The organism is Rothia sp. HMSC072E10, assembly GCF_001813965.1.
Lineage (GTDB): Bacteria > Actinomycetota > Actinomycetes > Actinomycetales > Micrococcaceae > Rothia > Rothia mucilaginosa_A.
Genome location: NZ_KV814491.1, coordinates 671,159 through 694,187 on the forward strand (window position 1 = coordinate 671,159; position 23,029 = coordinate 694,187).

Sequence of the window (23,029 nt, forward strand, 5' to 3'; positions counted from 1 at the left end):
AGTAGTTGACTAACTAGGTAACGGCGGTGTGGTGCAGTTACGGTTTGGGCGGGCACGGTTTTAGCGAACAGTGGGCAGAGTGTGCTCCCCATTCCCCGAGCACCTATCCCCTGCCGAGGAAGGCCTCGCGGTCAGCGTCCAGGGCACGGTCAATCGTGCGGGCCAGCGACGGGTGCTTAGCCAGCGTCGGGTCCTTCTCAACCACCGAGCGGGCATCCTCGCGGGCACGCTCAATAATGTCGGCATCGGCGAGCGCCCGCAGGAACCGCAGGGTGCTCTTCGAGCCCGATTGTGCAGCACCCAGAATATCACCCTCACGGCGCTGCGCCAGGTCGATGCGGGAGAGCTCAAAGCCGTCCGTGGTGGAGGCAACCGCATCCAGACGCTCGCGGGACACGCCGCCCTCCTCCTGGCGGGTCACCAGCAGGCAGGTGCCCGCGTAGCCGCCGCGACCCACACGACCGCGCAGCTGGTGCAGACCCGAGATGCCGAAGCGGTCGGCGTCCATGATGATCATGAGCGTGGCGTTCGGGACGTTCACACCCACCTCGATGACGGTGGTGCTGATGAGCAGGTCAATCTCGCCGCGCTCGAAGGCGGTCATGACGGCGGTCTTCTCCGCCGGGTCCATGCGGCCGTGCAGGGTGCCGATGCGCACGCCGACGAGGGAATCCTCGGCGCTCAGGTAAGCGTGCATGGAGGCCACGGAGGTCAGTTGCACCTTGCCGTCGCTACTGGCCCGACCACCCAGGCCCGGGGTTCCTGCAACGGTCGGGACGGAGGCGCCGAAGAACGCGGCGCCCTCCTCCAGGCCGTCGCCGTCCTCCCCGATTTTGGGTACGACAACATACACCTGGTGCCCCGCGTCGATTTCTTCGCGGGCGCGCTGCCACAGGCGGGAGGCCCAGGCGGGCTTCTCGGCGAGGGGCACCACGTGGGTCGAAATCTTCTGGCGGCCGGCGGGCAGGGTGTCCAGCACGGACACATCCAGGTCGCCGAACACCGTCATGGCGACGGTGCGCGGAATGGGCGTCGCGGTCATGACCAGCCGGTGCGGCAGGGCGCCGTCGGGGCCGCGCAGGCCGTCGCGCTGCTCCACGCCGAAGCGGTGCTGCTCGTCCACCACGACCAGGCCCAGGTCGTTGAAGCGCACGTCGTCGGAGAGCAGGGCGTGCGTACCAATCACAATCTGCGCGGTGCCGTCGGCGAGCTCCTTCAGCACCTGGCGCTTGGCGCGGGTGCCCATGGAGGCGGTCAGCAGGCGCACGCGCACAGTCCCTTCGGGGATTCCTCCGGCAGAGCCGTCAGAGTCCTCGGGCGCGGCCATATCCCCCAGGATGTCCAGCACCGAACGCAGGTGCTGCTCGGCGAGCACCTCGGTCGGGGCGAGCATCGCGGACTGGCCGCCCGCATCGGCCACCTGCAGCATGGCGCGCAGTGCCACCACGGTTTTGCCGGAGCCCACATCACCCTGCAGCAGGCGGTTCATGGGCGATTCGCTCGCGAGGTCGGCGGAGATTTCCTCCCCCACCTTCCGCTGCCCCTCGGTCAGCTCGTAGGGCAGCACCTCGAGCAGGCGATCGGCCAGGCCGTCCTTGATGGGCGGCCGGGCCTGCGTGCGGTGCGCTGCTCGGGCCGAGTGCAGGCGCGCCAGGGCGCTCTGCAGCACGAAGGCCTCACGGTAGCGCATCTGCGCCTGGGCGGCACGCCACGTGTCCTCGGTGTCGGGGGTGTGCAGGGCGCGGTAGGTCCAGGCGAGGGAGGGCACCTTGCGGGCGCGACGAATCGCGTAGGGTACCGGGTCCTCGAGCTCCTTGAGCGGAACCTTCTCTAGCAGCTGCTCCATGTACCCGGCGATGCGGTCGGTGGGCAGCTTGGCGGGGGCCCGGTAGACGGGCACGGGGGCGGTGGCGGCCTCGTTCATCTCGGAGCCGGAGGCGTCCTTCGAGAGCAGGGCGTAGTGCGGGTTGGTGAGCGTGTACTCGCCGCGGTAGATGCCGACTTTACCGGAGAACATCATGGTTTCGCCCTCGCGAATTTCGCGGGCGGCGGTCCAGGCGTTGAAGAAGGAAAGCTTCATCTGCGCGCCGATGAGCGGCGCGGGTGCGGGCACGCCAAAGAGGCCGCCCTGCTCGGGGCGGGTAAAGTCGTCCTGCCCGTAGGAGTCGGCGTAGCCCGTGTAGGATGCGGGCGCGGCGAGGGAGTCGATGCGCGGGTTGTGCTGGCCGGTTGCCTGCCAGCGCAGACCCAGCCTGGATGCCCCCCGGGAGGAGGTGCCCGGGGCGGAGGCGTTGGCGCGGCCGGGAGTCACGGACACGATGCCGCCGAAGCCGCTCTCCTCGTGTGCGGAGGAGTCGGCGAGCCGGTCGGTGATGGTCACCTCGGTGATTTTGCCGCGGCGGGCCGCCATGGTTCGGGTGCTCACGTGCACCACGCGCGCAATGATGGTGACGTCCTGCCCCTCAACGAGTTCGGCAAAGGAGCTGAGCTCACCGCGCGGCAGGTACTTGCGCGGGAAGTATTCGAGCATCTGGCCGACCGTGGTGATTCCCAGGTGCGTGGCGATGGCCTTGGCGCTGGGGGCGGGCAGGTACTTTTTGAGGGGCGTGTTCTCGAGGCTGTCCTCGGCGGCGTAGCGCGCCAGGGCACGACTTTTGGCCTCCGCGGCAACTGATGCGGAGGTCGATTTCTCAGCCGGGGCCCTCCGTTCAACCGCAGCTTTCCGTTCAGCCGGGGCCTTCTTCGCGGAGGCTTTCTGAGCTAGTTCTTTCTGCGCCGGTTTCTTTCGGGCGGGTGCCTTCCGTGCCGGCTTCTTCGGCGTGGGCTCCTCCGGTTGAGTCGTCTCCGGCTGAGCCGTCTGCCGGGCGGCCAGCGCGATATCCACGAGCTCGTAGAGCGCATCGTCGGTCATGGCGTGCGCGGCGGGGCCCAGCGAATGTTTGAGCGCCCTGAGCGCCTTACGGTAGGGTGCGCTGGTTCGACGCGCGGCCCGTTCGCTCAGCTCCTCGCGGCTCGCCTCGCCGCGGGCGAAGGAGGCAAGGTCACGGACGGTCAGCTCGGCCGTGGTGCGCAGCTGTTCGTCGCTGAGGAGGGGCACCCCGCGTTCCCTCTTGTGAGGTTCGGCGAGCGCAGCGGGTTCAGCCTTCTCGGCGGGTACAACAGGATCGGTGGGTTCGACGGGCGCGACAGGCTCAGCCCCGAAAATGCCCAGGTCCAGGGCCTCCTGTTCGGGGCTGTGCTTTGGGGTGCGGCGCGGGCTCATCTGCAGCTCTCCGCGTGGTGCCCGTCCGCGAGCGAGGAGATGCGCTCGTCCGACCACTCCCCGTATGAGGTCACGAGCCGGCGTGCCGGTTCCACCTCGGGCACGTGCACGTGCACGGCCCAGAGGCCTGCGGCCATATCCAGCGGGGTGATGAGCAGGCTATCGCCCATGCCCTCCAGCTCGAGACGCAGCTGAGCCATCGCGAGGGGTTCGCAGCGCAGGGTACCCATGAGTTCCCAGCCGCTCTCCCCCTCCTCTGCGGGAGTCTTCGCACCCGGGGCGGGGGCGACCTGTGCGGGTGCCGCGGAGGCGGGGGTCAGCATACTCCGGACCTCCTCCTCGCTCAGGGTTGCGCCCTCCCACCTCGGGTTGGCGTGCACAACGGCCAGGTAGAAGCCGAGGGCGCCGGCGTCCACGCTTCCGGCCAGGTGCGGTGCGGGCGGATGCTCGGCGGTGCGTTCCAGGGCTCTCAGCATGGCGGCGCGGCGGGCGCGGTTCAGAGGGGTTTCTGCACTCTCGGCATCCTCCGCCTCGGCACCATTCGCCCCGTTAGCTCCGGGCTCGCCAGCTTCGGGTTCATCAGCGCCGTGCGCAAGTTTCTCGGGGGCGTTCTCCCCCTCGGGGTAGTACAGCCCCAGGCTGGCCAGCTCCACCATGACGGAAAGCATCGTGGAGGGCACCATCTGCTCCCCCACGCTCGCGCGCACGCGCTCGGCGGCGCAGGCCATGGCGCGGGCCTCGGCCACCGCGTAGTCAAAACCGCGGGGCGCCTCGAGGTCTCCGCTTCCCGAAGCGGCCGCGTGAGCCGCGCGCACCCGCTCCTCATCTCGGGCGAGGGCGCTCAGCAGGGGCAGTTCCTCAGCCTCCGGACCCAGTTCCTGAGCAAGGTTGCCGGGCAGGCCCCAGTAGCTGCGCACGGCTTCCAAGCCCCAGGCGCAGAGCAGCGTTCCGGAGTTGCCGCGGGCCATCCGCGAGGCGCTCACGATGGCGCGCTCGTAGATTCCGCCCAGGCGCACCCACAGGTGGGCCAGCCCGGGCACGTCCTCGCGGTCAGCGGGGTCCTCGAAGAGGAGTTCCTCCATGCCCCGGTCGAATTCCTCGGTGAGCGTGCGCAGGGTGTGGGCCAGGTTCGACCCGGTGTCGTGGTCGGGCACGGGAAAGCCGTTGAGCTCGTTGAGGGGTTCGCGGTAGTGGTCCACCACGGCCCGGGCGCTCGCGGACCAGGCGATACCGAATCGATAGGCTCGCATGCAGGCGCGGCGGTACACCTCGCGGGCCTCGCGCAGTGAATCATTGCGCTCGGGGCCGGTCGGTGCAGAAGCGCTATTCGGCCCCTCAGAAAGGCCCCCGGGACGGGCATCACCGCGGGTTCCGGCGGGCCGGGTGCCCCGCGAGTCTTCACGTTCTGTCCTCATGCTCCCCTCCTGCGGTTCCGGTTTCTGGTGTTTCCGCGAGCCCACGCGCGCCAGGGCTGGCCCGCGCCACGGCTAATTGCGGTAATTCGCAGGTCGGCGGGTGGGCGTCACTTTAGCACCCACACCCCTGCTTCGTATTTCTATTCTAATAGAATTTTCGATTAAATGTACGGTATTTTCCGCGAAACCCAAGAGTCTAAGAACCCGCGGGTCCCGGCTCGCGCTAGGCCCCGTAGTGTTCCCAGCCCAGCTCGCTCAGGGGCACGCCGTTCATGAGCACGGCACCGGCCGCGAGCGACCCGCGATGCCCCGCACCGTAGTGCCCACCGGCCAGGGGATCCGCACTGTGGGCTCGGCCCGCGCGGTCCACGCGGCACGAGCCCAGGGTCGTAAAGCCCTCGGGCACCTCCGCGGGGAAGGCCGCCAGCAAGCCGTGATCCTCTCCCCCGCCGAGCACGAAGGCCCTGGCCAGGGAGGCGGGACTCTCGGCCCCCTCGTTGTGTTCGACGATGGTCAGCAACAGACGGGCCACGGGCAACAGGGGCGAGGCAAGCGCATCCACGGCGGCCTCGTCCAGGTGAATCTGCACGCCGGATGCGCGGGCGATCCGGCCCGAATCCTTGACGAGCCCATCGGAAACGTCCAGCATGGCGTTCGCGCCCGCATCGCGCGCCGCCTCGCCCAGGGGCACCGGGCTGACCGGGCGCATCTGCGCATCAATGGCACGTTCGCAGGCCTCGAGCATTTCGGCAGCTTCGGCGCTATTCAGGGTTCCGATGAGGTCCAAAAGCCCCTCGGACAGGGGAATTTCGGGGAGCGGATCGTGGGACAGCCCGCCGTTCGCGATGCCCTTCAGCAGCACCATGGCGGGGCGGGATAGCGGGTTGAGGAGCAGCCGCAACCCGGCGTCGGCCCAGCCGGTACGCCCGGCCAGCGCAAGCGTGTCACCCGCCTGCGCGCCGGAGCGCAGCACGGGCCTGTCGGTGCGGCCCAGGGCGGTGACGGTTACCGAAATCTCGCCGGAGGCACCCATGTCGCCCCCGGCGATTGTGCAGTCTTCAGCTCCGCAGGCGCGCACGCCGTCCACGAGTCCCCGGGCGAAGTCCTCGACCCAGCCGTAGGGGGTTTCACCCGGCAGGCTCAGGGATGCGAAGAGGCTCACGGGCCGCGCGCCCATGGCGGCGACGTCGGCCAGGTTTTGCGTGGCCGATTTGCGGCCGACCTCGTACCCGCCACTACGGGTTCCGTCGAAGCCCCCGAGCCAGGGGTCCATAAAGTCTTGGTTTTGCACGAGGGTATCGGTGGTGACCACGGTCCGCTCGGTCGAGGGGGTCAGCACGGCGCAGTCGTCTCCGGGTCCCACCTCGAGCGCTTCGGTGCGCCCCGATGCGCGGAGTGCATCGGTCACTCGTTCGTTATGCGCCTCGATAATGGGCATGAAGGCGCGCAGAACGCGGGACTCTCCCAGCTGCGCGAGAGGCGTCTCGCGCGTGGGATGGTCCCGCGTTTCACTAGATGTTTGAGGATTCACACCCTTAATTATCGCGTATTCTGCGCTACGCGTTAGCTCGCGGCTGCTTTTCTCACTAGGGAGAATGACGGCCTGGTCTCTACCCGTTCGGGAGTCTTAGCTTCCCTGGCTGAAGTAGCGGATTGCCAGGGCAATCAGCACGATGCCGATGAGCGAGAAGAGAATCAGCGGCGCGATGCCGGACAGGCCCGAGTCGTCCGCGTCGGCATTCTTCACGGCCTGCTCCTGCGAGGCGTTCGCGCCGTCGGCCTTGGTCACGCTCTTGGCGGAGCGGCTGGCGGTAGCGGACGCGGAGGAGCTGGGCGACTTCGATGCTGCCGCCGAGCTGGGCGACTTCGAGGGGCTGGCCTCTGCAGTTCGGTCATCCTCGGACTTATTACGCGAAAGGTAACCGGCCACCCAATCGGCTGCACCGGGGATGGAATCCTGCGAACCATTGTTCGCCGCGATGCGTCCCAGCGTGGTGGAGCCGGAGGGCAACGGATCCTCATCGGTGTCACCAATCGGGGTCGGCTTTGCGGACTCGCTCGATGCCGACGAAGTGCTCGGGCGCACCACCTCGATGGAGATGACGGTGTCCTCTTGACGCCTGGTCGGCGCAATAACCTCACGGTCCACCGAGGGCGCCGGCGCCACGGGCTCTGTCTCCGGAGGAGCCACCGGTTGGTTCGGGGTGTTATCCCTGGGTTCGTCAGAAATCACGGGGATAACGGGAACCACCGGATCCTGGGAAACGTTCTTCGTGGGCTCCGGATTGGGCACGGGGACAACCGGCTGTTGCTTAGGTTCCTGAGTGGGGTCCTTAACCGGGTTCGGGTCTGCGTCCTTCGTGGGTTCCTTGGACGGCTCGGGGACGGGGTCCTGAGTCGGTTCAGGGATGGGGTCCTGGGTCGGTTCAGGAGTCGGGTCCTGGGTCGGTTCAGGAGTCGGATCCTGAGTAGGCTCCGGTGTCGGCTCGGGGGTCGGATCCTGAGTGGGTTCCGGAGTCGGCTCGGCACTCTTCGAAGGCTCGGGGGTGGGCTCAGCAGTCTTCGACGGTTCCGGGGTCGGCTCGGCGCTCTTAGAAGGCTCCGGAGTGGGCTCAGCAGTCTTCGAAGGTTCCGGGGTGGGCTCGGCGCTCTTCGACGGCTCCGGGGTCGGCTCGGCGCTCTTCGACGGCTCCGGGGTCGGCTCGGCGCTCTTCGACGGCTCGGGGGTGGGCTCGGCGCTCTTCGAAGGCTCCGGAGTGGGCTCAGCAGTCTTCGACGGCTCGGGGGTGGGCTCGGCAGTCTTCGACGGTTCCGGAGTCGGCTCGGCGCTCTTCGAAGGCTCCGGGGTCGGCTCGGCGCTCTTAGAAGGCTCGGGGGTGGGGTCCGCACTCTCAGAAGGTGCCGGAGCGGCCTCCTTGGTCGGCTCAGCACTCTCGGACGGGGTCGGCTGGGCATCAGAAGTAGCGCGAGGGGATGCCTCAGCATCGGCCGTCGCGGAGGAAGTAGCTTCAGTGGTAGGCCATGCACTCACCGTAGCTAGGGTAGGAACTGTAGTCTGCGAATGTTCGTCAACGGCGGGGTCTAGGGTTTGGTCTGCAGCGTTTTCGGGGTGCACCGGTACCTGGGCGGCATCCTGTATATCCTGCGCAAACGAGGCTACAAAGGGGCTTCCGGAAGCAACCAGTGCTGTCGCCAGACTCGCAGAGACCACCTTACGGTTTCGTTTTCCCAAAAGGTTGTCCTTGACTTTCTGATATTTCGTGAGTGAATAGGTATCCCATCAGTGAGCGACGGAACACCATCAGTTATTCTACCGAATTAGCGGATTCTTTCCTGTCTATCTTATCGCTTTGGGTATGTCTTCGGGGCTTGTCATGAATTTTTACGACCGCTTATCCGGGTTTATTACCCTTTGCGGGCGCTACATTCACTTGCGAGAAAATTTGCGTTACCCCTAATCGGTATGCACTTTTACTCGATAAATCGCAAAGGCATCCTAAAAGTATAACCGTCAAGTGATTTTTCGCACCAGAGAAATTAGAACGTCTCTCATGTATCCTGAGAATCCCCCTGCGGCTCGGCCGGTGGGGCGCGATGGCTCCGAGAGAGCGCACACAAGCCGGGGCACCGTACGTAAGACAGAATACGGCGCCCCGGCTAATGCAGAAACTAGCGCAGGCCCAGGGGGCGTTCCATCGCCAGGGTCAGCAGCTCGCTAATCAGGTCGGTGTAGGAAATACCGGTGTTCTCCCACATGGTCTTGTACATCGAAATCGGGGTGAAGCCGGGCATGGTGTTCACCTCGTTGATGACCAGGCGGCCGTCCTCGGTGTAGAAGAAGTCCGCACGAGACAGACCCTCGCCGTCCAGTGCCAGGAACGCCTTCACAGCCAGCTCGCGCAGGCGCTCCTGCACATCCTGCGGCAGGTTCGCCGGGCACACGGTCACAGCGGAAGACTCAGAAACGTACTTCGCCTCGAAATCGTAGAAACCGTGATCCTGATCCACAACCTCAATTTCGCCGGGGTAGGATGCGCGCGGCATCTCGCCGTGGTGGCCGTCGAGCACGGCGCACTCAATCTCGCGGCCCACGATGCCGGCCTCGATGATGATCTTCGGGTCGTGACGGCGAGCCTCCTCGATGGCGGGCACGAGCTCCTCCACCGAATCCACCTTGGTGATGCCGAAGGAGGAACCTGCGCGGGTCGGCTTCACGAACATGGGGAAGCCCAGCTTCAGCACGCGCTCCAGAATCTGCTCGCGGTCCTCGTGCTCCCACTGGCGGTTGGTCACGACCTCGTAGGGGCCGACCTCCAGGCCGGCGGACTCGAAGGCAACCTTCATGAAGTGCTTATCCATGCCCAGGGCCGAGGCGGTCACGCCGCAACCCACGTAGTGCAGGTCAGCCATCTCCAGCAGACCCTGCACGGTGCCGTCCTCACCGAAGGGGCCGTGCAGCAGCGGGAACACAACGTCCACCGGCGCGGTGCGGGTAACGTTGCCCTCAGCGTCCACCAGGGTCAGGCGGGAATCGCCGGTGCCCATCGGCAGGAATACCTGCTGGGTACCCTCGGGGAACTCCGCGGTACCGCGAGTGCCGGCAGTCAGCTCGGCAAGCTGCTGCTCGTCGGTCAGGTACCAGCGGCCGTCACGGGTAATGCCGATAGTGATGACGTCGTAGGCGGTGCGGTCAATAGCGCTCAGCACGCCAGCGGCGGTAATGAGCGAAATGGGGTGCTCGGAGGAGCGGCCACCGCACAGCAGGGCGACGGTCTTCTTCTCGGTCATGTGTTTCTCCTAGTCAATGTTCCCCTACCATTAGGTCCGGAAGGTGGAACGGCAATGCATCAATAATCCTAACGCACGAATACCGTCGCGGTCACTGATGCGTTTCTCACGCACCGGTTTTCCGCAACGGTATCCGTCCTTGGATGTTTACATTCAATCTTCTTCTAGTATGTCCTGGCACACAACCCGAATCAAGGGGTGCCAGCACATCAGAAAGCTTTAACCCTAGTGGCCCTCGTGCTTGAGGCGGCGCCCCAGCAGCTTCGGGGCGAGGTCCTCGATGCTGATGCGGCCCGAAAGCACCGCCACCACGGCCTCCACGATGGGCATTTCCACACCGTGGCGGCGAGCCAGCTCGGCCACCACGGGAGCCGACTTAATCGACTCGGCCGTCTGACTCATGTGCTCGTGCAGGCGGTCGGGGGCAACCCCCTCGGCCAACAGGCGGCCGGCCGTGTGGTTACGGGACAGTGGTGAGGAGCAGGTGGCGATCAGGTCGCCCATGCCGGCCAGTCCGCTCATGGTCGAGGCCTCGCCACCCAGCGCCACCGCCAGGCGGGTAATCTCCGCCAGGCCGCGCGTCATGATGGAGGCCTTCGAATTATCGCCGTAGTTGCGGCCCTCGCAGATACCCACGCAGAGGGCAATCACGTTCTTGACCAGGCCGCCGATTTCGGTGCCGACCACGTCCGTGTTGGTGTAGGGGCGGAAGTAGCCGCAGGCAATGGCCCGGGCTACGGCCTCGGCCACGGGCAGGGTGCGGGCCGCCACGACGGATGCCGTGGGCTCCTCCCCCATAATCTCAGTGGCCAGGTTCGGTCCCGAGAGCACGCACACGCGGTGCGGAATGTGGCCGATCGCGCGCACATCCGCGCCGCGCATCGCGAGGGCCTCCTCCAGCTCCTCGGTAATGACCTGCGACATGCGCAGACCTGTGCCGGTTTCCAGGCCCTTGGCCAGGGAGACCAGCAACGCATCCGGTTCGATGAAGCGGGCGTAGTTCTGCAACTGCGAGCGCAAAACCTGTGCCGGCAGAGCCAGGACCACCAGGTCCGCCCCGGTCAGCGCCGAGGGCGCGTCCGCGGTGAAGTGCAGGTTGTCGGGGAGCTTAATGCCCGGGAAGTAGCGGGAGTTCTCGCGGGTGCGTTCGCACTCGGCCATGGCCTGCTCGTCGCGACCGATGAGGGTCACGCGGGTGTCGTCGCCGCGCTCGCGAGCGGCGTCCGCCGCGATCTTGGCGAAGGCCGTGCCCCAGCTACCCGCGCCGAGAATCGCAATGGATTCCACGGTGGGTGAGAGGGTGAACTCGGGGCTCGGTGCCGGGGTTCGTCCAAAGAAGCTCATGGGAACCTGTCTCTCTCGCGCTTCCCCACGGATGCGGGGTGCGGGCATAGGTGTGGCTGGTAAGGGGAGGGTGCGAGCCGGGATCGTGCGGGCGGCCGGGGCGAAGGTCTACTTCGCGTCCGGTTCGCCGAGGGCGCCGCCGACCGGACCCGAGGGGGTGCCGGGGGCTTCGCGGCGCTTAGTGCGCGGGTTCCAGCGTCCCTCGGGGGCCTTCTCTCCGCGGATTTCCTCCAGCTCGGCGGTAATAGCGTCCAGCATGGCGTCGGTGACCACGCCCAGTTCGGTGCGAGTGTGCTTCGCCTCCGGGCTGGGGTCAGCCACGAGGGAGGCGATGTCGAGGGCCGGTCCGACCTTTACTCGCACGGTCTTGCGGGGGAAGAGCGAAACCTTGCGCTTTTCCTTCACGCGACCGTCCTCGCCGGGCTCATCCACGTAACCGAGAATCTGCTCGTCACCCCAGTGCGCCACCGGGTAGACGGGCGCGCCGGTGGACAGGGCCAGACGAGCCGCACCGGTGCGTGCCTGCATGGGCCACAGCTGCGGATCGTGGGTGGTGGTGCCCTCGGGGAAAATCACGACGGCGCCGCCGGCCTCCACGACCTTGCGAGCGGTAATCAGTGACTTGCGGGCATCCACCGAGCCGCGCACCACGGGGATGTGCGCGAGCTTGCGCATGATGTAGCCGAGCACGGGAGCGCGGAAGAGCGAGTCCTTCGCCAAGAAGCGCGGCAGGGCGCCCTCAACGAAAGCAGGGAAAGCCACGGTGACCGGGTCAAGCTCGGTCGTGTGGTTGGCAACGATGATGTACCCGCCATTCTTCGGCAGGTTCTCGCGGCCGGTAATTTCGACGCGCGCGATGAGCTTATACACCCCGCGCGCTGCATTACCGAGTACCTTGTAGAGCGCATCGCCGTAGGCGGTGGGTTCAATTTCCGGCAGTGCCTTCTTTCCCTGCTGCCCGCTCATTAGCCCTGAACCTCAACTTCCTCGGGCTCCACCACGACGATGGCGGCGTCCGGCTTGGGGGCCTTGGAAGCCTTGCGCTTGAGCACCTCAAAGTTTGCGCCCAGGTTCTTGAGCTTCTGCTCAAAGTTCTCGTAGCCGCGGGCAATCAGCTCAACACCGCTCACGTGGGAGGTACCCTTGGCGGTCAGCGCCGCGATGATGTGGGAGAAGCCGCCGCGCAGGTCGGGAACCTCGATGTCGGCACCGGTCAGCGGGGTGGGGCCGGAGATGATGGCGGAGTGGCCGTAGCCCTTACCCTCGAAGCGGCAGGGTGCACCGCCCACGCAATCGCGCATCACCACAATGTCGGCGCCCATCTGCTTGAGGGCGTTGGTAAAGCCGAAGCGCTCCTCGTACACGGTCTCGTGCACGATGGAGGCGCCCTTGGCCTGGGTCAGCGCCACGACGAGCGGCTGCTGCCAGTCGGTCATGAAGCCGGGGTGCACGTTGGTTTCAAAGACGATGGGCTTGAGCTCTGCGCCGGGGGTGCGGCGGGCGGGGGGGGTGAAGCGGATACCCTCGTTGGTCACCTCGTACAGGCCGCCCATCTTGCGGAACTGGTTCAGGAACGCGGTCATGTCCTTCTGAGCCGCGCCGCGCACGAAGATGTCGCCGCCGGTGGCCAGGGCCGCGGAGGCCCAGGAAGCAGACTCGTTGCGGTCGGGCAGGGAGGTGTGGTCGTAGCCGGTCAGCTCGTCCACGCCCTCGATGACGATGGTGCGGTCCTCGTTGATGAAGATGATGGCGCCCATCTTCTGCAGCACGGCGATGAGGTCAATAATCTCGGGCTCAATCGCGGCGTTGCGCAGAACGGTCTTGCCCTTGGCGCGCACGCCGGTGAGCAGAACCTGCTCGGTAGCGCCCACGGAGGGGTAGTTCAGCACGATCTCGGCGCCCTTCAGGCCATCTTCAGGCACGATCAGGGTGGTGCCGGTCTCGTCGTCCTTCTCGACGACGGCGCCGAACTTACGCAGCGCGGCCATGTGGTAGTCGATGGGGCGGTCACCGATCTTGCAGCCGCCCAGGTTGGGGATGCGCGCGGTGCCCAGGGTATGCAGCAGCGGGCCCACCATCAGAATCGGAATACGCGAGTTACCACCGAAGAGCTGAATCTCCTCCGCGTTCTTGGCCGCGGTGGTCGCGTCCTGGGCGGGGTTGAGGGTGAGAACACCGGACTCGGGATCGTAGTCAACCTTCGCACCGTGCAGTTCGACCAGGGTGGTAACGATCTCCACGTCGCTCAGGTCGGGGACGTTGCGCAGGGTCGAGGGGGTTGAACCGTGTAGTGCTGCGACCATCGCCTTGGGCACCAGGTTCTTGGCGCCGCGTACGTGAACCTCACCGACGAGCGGGGTGCCACCTTCGATGCGAAGCTTGCTGATGTTCTCAGTCATTAAAAATCCTTTGGAGCGTCGGTCGGTGCGACCCGAACCGGAAAACCGTGTGTAACTGCGCCAGCGTTGTGTACGTGCCGTGCCTTCGAGCGCGAAGGTGAAACGGGCGCATATATTCATCATTATTCTAAGCCCCAGTGTAAAGGTGCTCCAAACAAGGAAGGACGTTCCCCCGTAGTGGGCCCACTATGCGGAGAGTGCACCTCTGATACGCGACGCTACGCCAACCTCGCTCCCCACCCCGCCAGACAGATTGTGGTGCTTGGCGGCGCGGATACCACCTCGCGGGTTCGACGCTTGACGTTTCTGAGGCGCATGGGTGCGGTCAAGGCCTCGCCCCGAAAAATACTTGAGAAACGCGTGAAAAAATAATTTAACATACCTGAAAATTCATCACACCGCAAATAAATACGGGATTGGGGCTAAATATATCGTCGAAAACCCTGAACATAACCCGGAACTTGAACCTTACTCGCGTTTCGCCCCTACAATAACGTGCGCAGCCGCACCTGCGCGCTACACACCGAAAGAATCCAATGAACTACCATCACAAATCACACACCACCGTGCATCACGCTGACTCCCGAACCACCGGCACCCGAGCCGTAGCATCGCCGAAGATGTCGCGCCGCAACCTCGTTCGGGGAGCCGCCTGGAGCACCCCCGTCATTCTCGCAAGCTCCGCCATCCCGGCGTGGGCAGCTAGCGTCGAGGCCTGCACCCCCGCCCTCTCCCTCAAGCCCACGACCACCGGCTACGACGACGTGAAGGGGGCCTACAGCGAATGGATCGTTCCGCAGGGCACCGGCCGCGTTCGTTTCGACCTGATTGGCGGCGCAGGCGGAGCCACCTCCTCCTTTACCCCCTCGTACCTTGCCCAAGAGACTGACTCCTACCTCATCGGCGGAGGCGCGGGTGCCCAGCTCAGCGGCATCCTGAAGGTCTCGGAGGGCGATATCCTGCGCGTCTGGGCCGGCAACGGCGGCGTCGGTGCCGCATCCGGCACCCGCCCCGCACTCGGCGGCGGCGGTTACGCGGCGGGCGGCGACTCCACCGGCTCCAGCACGCAAATCGGCAAGGCCCAGACCCCCGAAAGCACCTCCGGCATCGTCTACGGAGCCTCCGGCGGTGGCTCCTCCGCTATCGAGCTGGTTCGCAATGGCACCGTCACCGTGGTAGCCGTGGCCGGCGCTGGCGGAGGCGGTGCGCAGTTCGCGACCCTCGCAAGCCACTTCGCGGTCTTTTCGGAAGCCCCCGATGACCAGCTCAACCCGGCCATGCGCATTGCCGCGGATGGTGCCGGTACCGCTATCGGCGGCGGCAACGCCGGGGCCGACGCGAGCCAGGATAACGACGGCCAGGGCGGCATGCTCATGGCGAGACCCTACCAGATTCTCCACCCCGTCACCACCTGGGACGAAGACATGAACCTGCGCATCAGCGTCACCGGAGGCACCCCGGGCCGCGCGGGCGTACCCGGCACGACCGGAGAGGCACTCATCGGCGTACTCGGCGCCGATCGCCAGCTGACGCTCAAGGACATGAAGACCCCCTGGTTTGAAAACGTCGAGTTCCCGCCCTACTACAGCTACGACGGCGACTCCGTGGTCACCGGTGTCAAGGGCACCGGAGGCTCCGAGGCTACCTCCGGGTACAAGGGTCGAGGCGGCTCTGGTGCCCTCATCGCCCACGATCAGGATAGGTTCAGCCTGACCAGCATCGCCTCGGGTGGCGGCGCTGGATACGGCGGCGGCGGCGCGGCCCTGAACATCTGGACGGCCGCCACCTACTTTGATGACGTCTTCGGCCGCCAGGTGCAGTTCGGTGAGGGAGGCAGCATCACCTCCGTCACCGCGATGAGCAGCGGCGGCGGTGCGGGCGGCAGCTACATCAACCACGAGCTGGTGAGCGACTTCAGCCTGTCTACCGCAAAGAACGCGAACTCGCAGGTGGGCGTGCGCTCCCCCGGCTCGGTGCAGCTGTACAACTGCTCGGAGAACGCATCCCTCGCTTCCCCCATCACGGGAGAGGCCGCCTAACGCTATTCCGAGGTATTCCACGCGCATGACAAAAGCTCGGGGCGGTCACCTTTTCGGTGACCGCCCCGAGCTTTTAGCTATTCGGTACTCTCGCGGCAGCGAGGTGAAGGCGTTTAGAGCTCCTGAGTGCGCGGCATCCAGGAGGGGCGCTTCGCCTCGTACGCCTCGATGGCGTCAATGTTCTGCAGGGTCAGGCCGATGTCGTCCAGGCCCTCCATGAGGCGCCAGCGCACGTAGTCGTCAATCTCGAAGGGAACGACCAGCGCACCCACGGTCACGGTCTTCGACTCCAGGTCGACCGTGATTTCGGTGCCGGGCTCGTGCTCCAGGGCCTTCCAAATCAGCTCGATGTCATCCTGGGCGACCTGGGCGGTCACCAGGCCCTGCTTGCCCGAGTTACCGCGGAAAATATCGGCAAAACGAGCGGAGATAACAACCTTGAAACCGTAGTCGCGCAACGCCCACACGGCGTGCTCACGCGAGGAACCGGTGCCGAAGTCGGGGCCGGCCACCAGAACGCTACCGTGCTTGTAGGGCTCCTGGTTCAGGATGAACTCGGGGTCCTTGCGCCAGTTGGCGAAGAGCGCGTCGTCGAAGCCGGTCTTGGTCACGCGCTTGAGGTAGACCGCGGGGATAATCTGGTCGGTATCAACATTCGAAGAACGCAGCGGTACGCCGATACCGGTGTGCTTAATAATGGGTTCCATAATGGCTCTCCTTTATAGCGTCGGTGGCGTATTACGCCAGAACGTCGGACGGTGCGGACAGGGTACCGCGCACGGCGGTTGCGGCGGCAACCACCGGGGAGACCAGGTGGGTGCGGCCGCCCTTGCCCTGGCGTCCTTCAAAGTTACGGTTCGAGGTGGAGGCGCAGCGCTCGCCGGGGGCCAGCTGGTCGGGGTTCATGCCCAGGCACATGGAGCAGCCGGCGAATCGCCAATCGGCGCCGAAGTCCTTGAAGACCTTGTCCAGGCCCTCTTCTTCGGCCTGTGCGCGCACCTTCTGGGAGCCGGGCACGACCATCATGCGCACGTTCTCGGCGATGGTGCGGCCGCGCACGATGTCGGCCGCGGCGCGCAGGTCCTCGATGCGGGAGTTAGTGCAGGAGCCCAGGAAGACGACGTCCACGGGGATTTCCTTCATGGGGGTACCTGCCTCCAGACCCATATACTCGAGGGCGCGGGTTGCGGCAACCTTGTCGTTCTCGTCCTCAAAGTCGTCGGGGGACGGCACGGACTGGCTCAGCGGCACGCCCTGGCCGGGGTTGGTGCCCCAGGTAACAAAGGGCTCGAGCTCGTCGGCGTTGATGAAGATTTCCTTGTCGAAGACGGCGCCCTCGTCGGTGGGCAGGGTCTTCCAGTACTCCACGGCCTTGTCCCACTCTTCACCCTTGGGGGCGTGCGGGCGGCCCTTGATGTACTCGAAGGTGGTCTCGTCGGGGGCGACCATACCGGCGCGTGCACCCGCCTCGATGGACATGTTGCACATGGTCATGCGGCCCTCCATGGAGAGGGAGCGGATGGCGGAGCCGCGGTACTCGAGCACGTAGCCCTGGCCACCGCCGGTGCCGATCTGCGCGATGACGGCGAGGATGATGTCCTTAGCGGTCACGCCGGGCTTGAGGGTGCCCTCAACGTTGATGGCCATGGTCTTGAAGCGTGCCAGGGGCAGGGTCTGGGTGGCCATGACGTGCTCCACCTCGGAGGTGCCGATACCGAAGGCCAGCGCACCGAACGCGCCGTGGGTGGAGGTGTGGGAGTCACCGCAGACGATGGTCATGCCGGGCATGGTCAGGCCGAGCTGCGGGCCGACCACGTGCACGATACCCTGTTCTTTGTCGCCCAGGGAGTGGATGCGCACGCCAAATTCCTTGGCGTTGCGGCGCAAGGTCTCAATCTGGGTGCGGCTGGTCAGGTCGGCGATGGTGCCGAAGATGTTGTCGGTGGGGGGGTTGTGATCCTCGGTGGCGATGGTCAGGTCGAGGCGGCGCAGGGGGCGGTTCTCGATGCGCAGGCCTTCGAATGCCTGGGGCGAGGTCACTTCGTGCAGTAGCTGCAGGTCGATGTAGAGCAGGTCGGGCTTGCCGTTTTCGCCGGGGACGACAACGTGGGCGTCCCAGACTTTTTCTGCCAGGGTGCGCGGACGGGTGCCCGCGGTGGTTGCGTTCTGTTCGCTAGTCATGCTTTCTCCTGCTTGATGCGTTCCTACGGTGGATGCGTTCGGTGTGGTGCGTACCGCAAGTTTGCGGAGTTGAGGGGCGGATTATGTACCCGATGGGACCCTCAAATCGGTATTTCCCTACGGCGTGTCGCATAAATTTTCATGAGTTCTTAGCCTGTGAGACGGCCTAGAAACACCCCGAACTCGCGAGTGTTTTTATGTGGGTTTACTCTATGACTCCAGGGTAATTTTGCGGGATTATTCGCATTTTTCTGCGTCTTTTCGCATATTTTCACCCATAAACCCACACAAACACTTATTATGAAAAGTTCATAATTTATCCCGTAGGGGGTGATTCCATCTTCAGCTCTGCATCCCAAAGAGTCCATGAAGTCCGGGTTATCTTTCATATTCTGAGATAGAATGAAGGAATGACTCCTTCCGCATCACGTTTCAGCGCACACGGAATGCGTCACGTCAACGCATCCACACAACACAACGCACCGATCATCGACCCCGTCAAGCCGCCCGAGCACATGAACGCAGATGAGCAAGTGGTAGAGGTACACTCCCACGGTTCCTCCGGCGTGGGTGTGCTCGACAAGGCCACGCTCATCCTCGACTGCCTCGAGGCCGGCCCCGTCTCCCTGGGCGATCTCGTCAAGGCCACCGGCCTGGCACGCCCCACCGCGCACCGCCTCGCCGTGGCCCTGGCCCACCACCGCCTCGTGGCCCGCGACGTGCAGGGCCGCTTCATGCTCGGCCCGCGCCTGACCGAGCTGGCCTCCGCCACGATCTCTGACGAGCTCACCACCGTGGCCAACCCGATTCTGCAGCAGCTCAGCATCGACGCCGACGAGTCCACCCAGCTGTACCGCCGTCAGGGCGATTGGCGCGTATGCGTCGCGACCGCTCCCCGCCCCTCCGGCATGCACGAGTCCATCCCCCTGGGTACCCAGCTGTCCATGCAGGCCGGCTCCGCCGCACAGGTGCTGCTGGCGTGGGAAGACCAGAACCGCATCGTCGAGGGCCTGCGCGACGCCCACTTCAGCGCCGCCATGCTCGCGGCCGTGCGCCGCATCGGCTGGGCACAGTCCGTGGGCGAGCGCGAACGCGGCACCGCCTCGGTTTCGGCCCCTGTGCGCGCACCCGGCGGCAAAGTGATTGCGGCCGTGTCCATCTCGGGCCCGATCGACCGCATGACCCGTCAGCCCAACCGCAACTACCCCGAGCTGGTCTTCAAGGCCGCGCACGCCATCACCGAGGGCCTGCGCGAGCTTTCGGCCTCGCACGAACACGTTGACAGCGAGGCGGAGACCCCCGCCGACCCCAACGAGGTCGGCTAGTTTCAGCGGCACCTCGCAGAAACAGCATCGTGCAGACTAATAGTCCCTCCCCACCTTTTCCGGCGGGGAGGGACTATTTGTATTCGGGCTGGCGCGCGCCGGGGCTGGGCTCCGAGTCAGCACCCCCTGGTATAGGCGCCGGCCTGAGAGGTCCCGACTATCCCGCTAGGGCCGGATCTCGAGCGCCGAACGGTAGGCCTGCAGGCGCTGAGCCTCCGCCCGCACGGGCTCGATGACGCAGGAGCGGACCGCCTCCTCGACCCCAGCGTTCAGGCGGACGCGCAGGCGGCGAGCGTAGCGTCGGGCACCCCAGGCCGTCAGTAGCCGCCCCAGTCCGGCGGCGGCAATGCCCAGCAACACGCCCAGGATGACGAGCAGGGTCGGCAGGGGCACCGGGAACCCCTCGGGGGCGGGAGGCGGCGGCAGCTGAATCTGCAGATAGCCCAGCCCCGCGATGAGGGTCAGCCAGGCCACGCCCACCAGGGCACTGAGCAGGGCCAGCCACTGCAACACGTTGAAGACCGCCCACGGGGCACGCTGGCGGCCGCGCGTGTAGTCGATGCGCGCGATGTCACGCTCAATCAGGGTCGGCAGCTCGGACTCCCGCGAGAGGGCTGCCTCGCCGAGGGAACGCTTCCAGGGTTCACTCACGTTCTGTCCCATGCGCGAGCCGTAGCGGCGCACCGCGTTGGCCATGTTTGCCTTCTGCGCGGCGCTCAGCGGGGGCAGCGAGGGAGCCACGAGCTCGGGCGCGGAATCCTGGGCGGAGCCGCCCAGCATCCCGGGGTTCGAGGCCCCGGCACCCTTCTCGCGCCCGCCCTTCGCGTCGCTCTTTGTGCCGTTCTTTCCCTCGGAACCGGTTCCGAGGTGAAGGCGGCGCAGGGGGTCGGCCTTCAGACGTCCCACCCAGCGCGTGGCAATCCAGCCGGTGCGGGTGCGGCCCGCACGGCGGTACGACTCGGTGGCCGCCTCCAAAACCTGGGCGGCGGGGCTCGCATCGTAGCAGGCCTGCGTCAGCTCCCGCTCGGCGTTCAGCGCGTAGGTTCCGGCCAGGACCGTCCCCTCTCCCCCGGCGTAGGCGCGCAAATCGTTGGCGATGGCGTGCAGCTGGGCGTCCGTGCTCTGCAGCGAGGCACTCTTCGCGGCGGCCACCTGAGCCAGCAGATCGCGGAGCGCGTCCATTCCCTCACCGGTTCGGGCCGAGACGGCCAGGGGAGGAGCCAGCAGGTGCCGGTCGGTACCTTCGGCCTGCATCAGGTGCGTCAGGGAGGCCAGCACGGCGGGCACCTCGGAAGGCTCAAGCTTATCGGCCTGGTTGAGAACGCAGAGGGTCTGCGCGCCGGAGGCGGCCAGCGGCACCATGAACTCGCTGTGAATCACCGCATCGGCGTACTTCTGGGGGTCGACAACCCAGACGAGCACATCCACGTAGCGCATCATGCGGGCGGCAAGCTCGCGGTTGGCGGTGGTGACGGAATCGAAGTCGGGCATGTCCAGCAGAATTAGGCCGCCGGTGCGGGTGCGGGTTTCGCCGCGGCCCACCATGCGTCGGATGCGGTTGAAGAGGCCCGGGGCCGGCTCGGTCACCGCGTTGGGGGCGGGCTGCGAGCTCGCGGCGCTCTGCGTCTGCCCCTCGACGTCCCGGATAAATTCCGTGCTCTGGGGGTACACGCGGTTCTCGATGCCCAGCCAGTCCAGCAGTTCGTCGCTGTCCTCGGCACCCCAGACGGCGGCCTGCACCGCGGAGGTCGTGGGGCGCGTGGGCGCCGAGCGGGCGATGGGGTACCCCGCCACGGCGTTGAAGAGCGTGGACTTGCCGCTGCCGGTCGCGCCGAAGAAACCGATGATGGTGTGCTCGGTGGAGAGCTCGCGGCGGCGGCTCAGACGTTCGAGGGCCTCGGATGCCTCGAGCACCACGGATTCGGGGATGCGGTCGCGCCCGTAGTCCAGCGCGTCGTTGAGGCTCGCGACGGCCCGGGCAAAGGTTGAGACGGCCCGGGGAGCCTGGGGTTCCGCCGGCGGGTTCGGGCGGTTACCTCGGGGGTTGTGGGTGGTCATAGTGGGCTTTCTGGAAGGTCTGGTGGGTGTTGGCTGGGAGCTAAGAACCGCTGCCGGGAAGAGGTTACCGGTGGTTCCTGTGGCTAGGCGCTCTCGGCGGTCATGGCCTCGGCAAGCGAGTGCACGCTGCGGGCCGCGTCCCAGACCGTTTCGGCGGGTACTTCGGGTTCGGTTTCCGCCAGCAATTCGGTGAAGGGGCGTCCGTGCTCGCGCAGCAGGGCACCCATGCGTTCGAGCAGGTCGGTGCGGGCCCGGGTGGCCATGCGGCGCACGGCGTCCTCGCCGAAGATGGATTCGAGGAGCTTGGCGCCGACCACGCCGCTACCGCCGGCGATGCCGACCTCCACGCCGGTGAGACCTCCCGTGAGGCTGAACGCGGCGACCATCATGAGCACGGCCACGGCGTTGACGCTCAGCGAGAGGAATCGGGCGCGCTGGCGCTTGCCGGCGCCCTCCTCGCGGATCATGTCGAGCACCGAGGCCTGCCAGAGGCGGATTTCCGCGGCCACGGCGGCCGAGAACTCTTCCTCGGGCGTGGCGCCGGCGGTCGGGTCGGGGGCCGCGTCCAGCCGGTGCAGCAGGGAGCGGCCGGCGCGGGTTGAACGCCAGCGGGCGCGGGTGCCTTCGGAGGCTCGGGAGGCGGCGTCCACGACCACGGCGTAGATGCCGCTTTCGAGAGCGTCCTCGACCTTCTGCGCGGCGGCAGGTTGGCCCCGCAGCGCCGAGCCCACACGGTCGCGCAGGCGGCCGATGGTGCTGTCCAGAGAGCGGAAGAAGTCGCCGGTGCCCACGAAGTCGTGCCAGCGCGAGAGCACCTCGCCACGTAGCAGCGAGCCGTCCGAGAGCGCCGCGTCGATACCCGCCAGGGCCTTTTCGTACTCTTCGGAGGCGACCAGGGCCAGGGCGCGGTGGGAGGCCTGCTGCCCCTCCTGCTCGAGGGCAAGAGTGCGCAGGTTCCGGGCGAGCGTCTCGACGGTTCCTGCAAGCGTCGTGCGGGCGATGGCGGCGCGGGCGGGCGCGTCGGCCCCGAGCTCGCGAATCCACAGGGTGAGCGGGGCCAGGCTGATGGGGTTGATAAGCCCTCGATCGTCGCGCGGCTGCTCGGTCACGGTGTGGATCAGCACGGCCTCGATCCCGGCCTCGCGGAGCATGCGGCGCAGGTCGGTCTCGATGGCTTCTTCGTCGCCTTCGGGCACGCGGTTGAGCACCACGGCGATTGCGATGGAGCGCGCGGCCGCCGCGTGGAGCAGTTCCCAGGGCACGGCGTCGGCGTAGCGGTTGGCGGTGGTGACGAAGAGCCACAGGTCTGCTGCGGAGAGCAGTTCCTTGGCGAGGGTGCGGTTCTCTTCGGAGACCGAGTCGATGTCGGGCGCGTCAATGAGCGCAATGCCCTGCGGCAGCGCCGAGGTAGTAATAGGAATGAGGGCGCGCGCAATCTTCGGGTCGAGGCCGGGTAGTGCCTGCGATCCGGCGTTCATGCCGGAGGTGCGGGTACGCGGCAGGGTCGGCAGAAAACGGTCGGGGGCCAGGGCGGCCTCGTCTTCGGCGCGGTAGAGCAGCACGGGGTGGCGGGTGGTGGGTCGAATCGCGCCGGATTGGGTGAGGGGCTCACCCAACAGAGTGTTGACCAGGGTGGACTTGCCGGCGCCGGTGGAGCCGCCGACCACGATGGTAAGCGGGCTGTCCATGCTGGCGCTGCGGGGCAGAATGTAGTCGTCAAGCTGCCGGGTCATGGAGGCGATCAGGGCCCGGGCGGAGGCGGTGTCTATCGTTGCGGAGGCGGCCTCGCGAGCGCCGTCGTGCCCCTCCCGAGGAAGGCCGGTTTCTTCGGGGTCGATGTCCAGTGAGAGGGGGATGCGAGTGAGGAGTTCGCGCGCTGCTTTGAGCTGCGCATAGTCGGTGGTAGTCACAGCGTTATTGTCCCACAGCTGGCGCCGTCACACCGTTATGGAGGTCAGCGGGGCAATTTTATAGGGGTTGTTCCGAACACATTGGTTCGTTCGTTCCCGCCCTATTGAAAGGAGAAAAATAAAGATTTGATAACTTTTTACGCTGAGAGGCATATACCTGCGTGAGGGCCCCAAAAAAGTCCCTAAAATCGTCTGACACGACGCATTTACTTTTCGGGTCGGGTCGCGGTTCACTCCCGCGTTTGCCCTCCCGCGCATATAGTGCGCACCGGTTTATAACCGTCCGGCGCACACCCGATTCCCCTACG

14 protein-coding genes are annotated in these 23,029 nt (G+C 66.2%); 2 read left to right on the forward strand and 12 right to left on the reverse strand.

Annotation, left to right across the window (positions count from 1 at the left end; translation table 11 throughout):
- Positions 1-103 precede the first annotated feature (103 nt).
- The 8 genes from HMPREF2944_RS07995 to murA form a co-directional block, all read right to left on the reverse strand.
- Complete coding sequence (locus HMPREF2944_RS07995; RefSeq protein ID WP_083313106.1) at positions 104-3,262, reverse strand: ATP-dependent DNA helicase RecG; 3,159 nt, start codon at positions 3,260-3,262, stop codon at positions 104-106.
- Positions 3,259-4,677, reverse strand: coding sequence for a DAK2 domain-containing protein (locus tag HMPREF2944_RS08000; protein WP_141755753.1), 1,419 nt, complete (start codon positions 4,675-4,677; stop codon positions 3,259-3,261). The genes HMPREF2944_RS07995 and HMPREF2944_RS08000 overlap by 4 nt, the downstream gene beginning before the upstream one ends.
- 223 nt (positions 4,678-4,900) lie before the next feature.
- On the reverse strand, positions 4,901-6,085 hold the full coding sequence (locus HMPREF2944_RS08005; protein ID WP_246826297.1) for a thiamine-phosphate kinase: 1,185 nt from the start codon (positions 6,083-6,085) through the stop codon (positions 4,901-4,903).
- Positions 6,086-6,304: 219 nt separating this feature from the next.
- Positions 6,305-7,909 (reverse strand): hypothetical protein, encoded by a 1,605-nt coding sequence (locus HMPREF2944_RS09205; RefSeq protein ID WP_070682246.1) that lies wholly within the window; start codon positions 7,907-7,909, stop codon positions 6,305-6,307.
- 437 nt (positions 7,910-8,346) lie between these two features.
- The gene (locus tag HMPREF2944_RS08015; protein ID WP_070682250.1) at positions 8,347-9,465 is read right to left on the reverse strand and encodes a D-alanine--D-alanine ligase family protein; all 1,119 of its coding nucleotides are present in this window, start codon (positions 9,463-9,465) and stop codon (positions 8,347-8,349) included.
- 225 nt (positions 9,466-9,690) lie between these two features.
- Positions 9,691-10,809 (reverse strand): NAD(P)H-dependent glycerol-3-phosphate dehydrogenase, encoded by a 1,119-nt coding sequence (locus HMPREF2944_RS08020; protein WP_070682253.1) that lies wholly within the window; start codon positions 10,807-10,809, stop codon positions 9,691-9,693.
- 108 nt (positions 10,810-10,917) lie between these two features.
- Positions 10,918-11,775 carry a lysophospholipid acyltransferase family protein gene (locus HMPREF2944_RS08025; RefSeq protein WP_070682257.1) on the reverse strand — a complete coding sequence of 286 codons (858 nt, stop codon included), beginning with the start codon at positions 11,773-11,775 and terminating at the stop codon, positions 10,918-10,920.
- The gene (gene murA, locus HMPREF2944_RS08030) at positions 11,775-13,208 is read right to left on the reverse strand and encodes a UDP-N-acetylglucosamine 1-carboxyvinyltransferase (RefSeq protein ID WP_070682260.1); all 1,434 of its coding nucleotides are present in this window, start codon (positions 13,206-13,208) and stop codon (positions 11,775-11,777) included. Before murA ends, HMPREF2944_RS08025 begins: the two co-directional genes overlap by 1 nt.
- 536 nt (positions 13,209-13,744) lie before the next feature.
- Here murA and HMPREF2944_RS08035 point away from each other — a divergent pair.
- Complete coding sequence (locus HMPREF2944_RS08035) at positions 13,745-15,247, forward strand: transcriptional initiation protein Tat (RefSeq protein ID WP_246826298.1); 1,503 nt, start codon at positions 13,745-13,747, stop codon at positions 15,245-15,247.
- A gap of 113 nt (positions 15,248-15,360) precedes the next feature.
- On the opposite strand, the gene leuD is transcribed toward HMPREF2944_RS08035, so the two are convergent.
- Positions 15,361-15,954, reverse strand: a complete 594-nt coding sequence (gene leuD / locus HMPREF2944_RS08040; protein ID WP_049333154.1) for a 3-isopropylmalate dehydratase small subunit — start codon at positions 15,952-15,954, stop codon at positions 15,361-15,363.
- A gap of 31 nt (positions 15,955-15,985) precedes the next feature.
- The gene (gene leuC, locus HMPREF2944_RS08045; protein WP_070682263.1) at positions 15,986-17,428 is read right to left on the reverse strand and encodes a 3-isopropylmalate dehydratase large subunit; all 1,443 of its coding nucleotides are present in this window, start codon (positions 17,426-17,428) and stop codon (positions 15,986-15,988) included.
- Between the two features lie 515 nt (positions 17,429-17,943).
- On the opposite strand from leuC, the gene HMPREF2944_RS08050 reads away from it, so the two are divergent.
- Positions 17,944-18,753 (forward strand): IclR family transcriptional regulator, encoded by an 810-nt coding sequence (locus HMPREF2944_RS08050; RefSeq protein ID WP_168165823.1) that lies wholly within the window; start codon positions 17,944-17,946, stop codon positions 18,751-18,753.
- Positions 18,754-18,918: 165 nt separating this feature from the next.
- Here the strand turns inward: HMPREF2944_RS08050 and HMPREF2944_RS08055 are convergent, their stop codons facing one another.
- Entirely contained in the window at positions 18,919-20,811 is a 1,893-nt protein-coding gene (locus tag HMPREF2944_RS08055; RefSeq protein ID WP_083313108.1) for a GTPase, read from the reverse strand.
- An 83-nt stretch (positions 20,812-20,894) separates the two neighbouring features.
- Positions 20,895-22,721 (reverse strand): dynamin family protein, encoded by a 1,827-nt coding sequence (locus HMPREF2944_RS08060; protein WP_070682266.1) that lies wholly within the window; start codon positions 22,719-22,721, stop codon positions 20,895-20,897.
- Positions 22,722-23,029: the final 308 nt, after the last annotated feature.

Coding starts and splice junctions, on each gene's coding strand:
- HMPREF2944_RS07995 (WP_083313106.1), bottom strand. CDS start 3,262: ATGAGCCCGCGCCGCACCCCAAAGCACAGCCCCGAACAGGAGGCCCTG.
- HMPREF2944_RS08000 (WP_141755753.1), bottom strand. CDS start 4,677: ATGAGGACAGAACGTGAAGACTCGCGGGGCACCCGGCCCGCCGGAACC.
- HMPREF2944_RS08015 (WP_070682250.1), bottom strand. CDS start 9,465: ATGACCGAGAAGAAGACCGTCGCCCTGCTGTGCGGTGGCCGCTCCTCC.
- HMPREF2944_RS08020 (WP_070682253.1), bottom strand. CDS start 10,809: ATGAGCTTCTTTGGACGAACCCCGGCACCGAGCCCCGAGTTCACCCTC.
- HMPREF2944_RS08025 (WP_070682257.1), bottom strand. CDS start 11,775: ATGAGCGGGCAGCAGGGAAAGAAGGCACTGCCGGAAATTGAACCCACC.
- murA (WP_070682260.1), bottom strand. CDS start 13,208: ATGACTGAGAACATCAGCAAGCTTCGCATCGAAGGTGGCACCCCGCTC.
- HMPREF2944_RS08035 (WP_246826298.1), top strand. CDS start 13,745: ATGAACTACCATCACAAATCACACACCACCGTGCATCACGCTGACTCC.
- leuD (WP_049333154.1), bottom strand. CDS start 15,954: ATGGAACCCATTATTAAGCACACCGGTATCGGCGTACCGCTGCGTTCT.
- leuC (WP_070682263.1), bottom strand. CDS start 17,428: ATGACTAGCGAACAGAACGCAACCACCGCGGGCACCCGTCCGCGCACC.
- HMPREF2944_RS08050 (WP_168165823.1), top strand. CDS start 17,944: ATGAACGCAGATGAGCAAGTGGTAGAGGTACACTCCCACGGTTCCTCC.
- HMPREF2944_RS08055 (WP_083313108.1), bottom strand. CDS start 20,811: ATGACCACCCACAACCCCCGAGGTAACCGCCCGAACCCGCCGGCGGAA.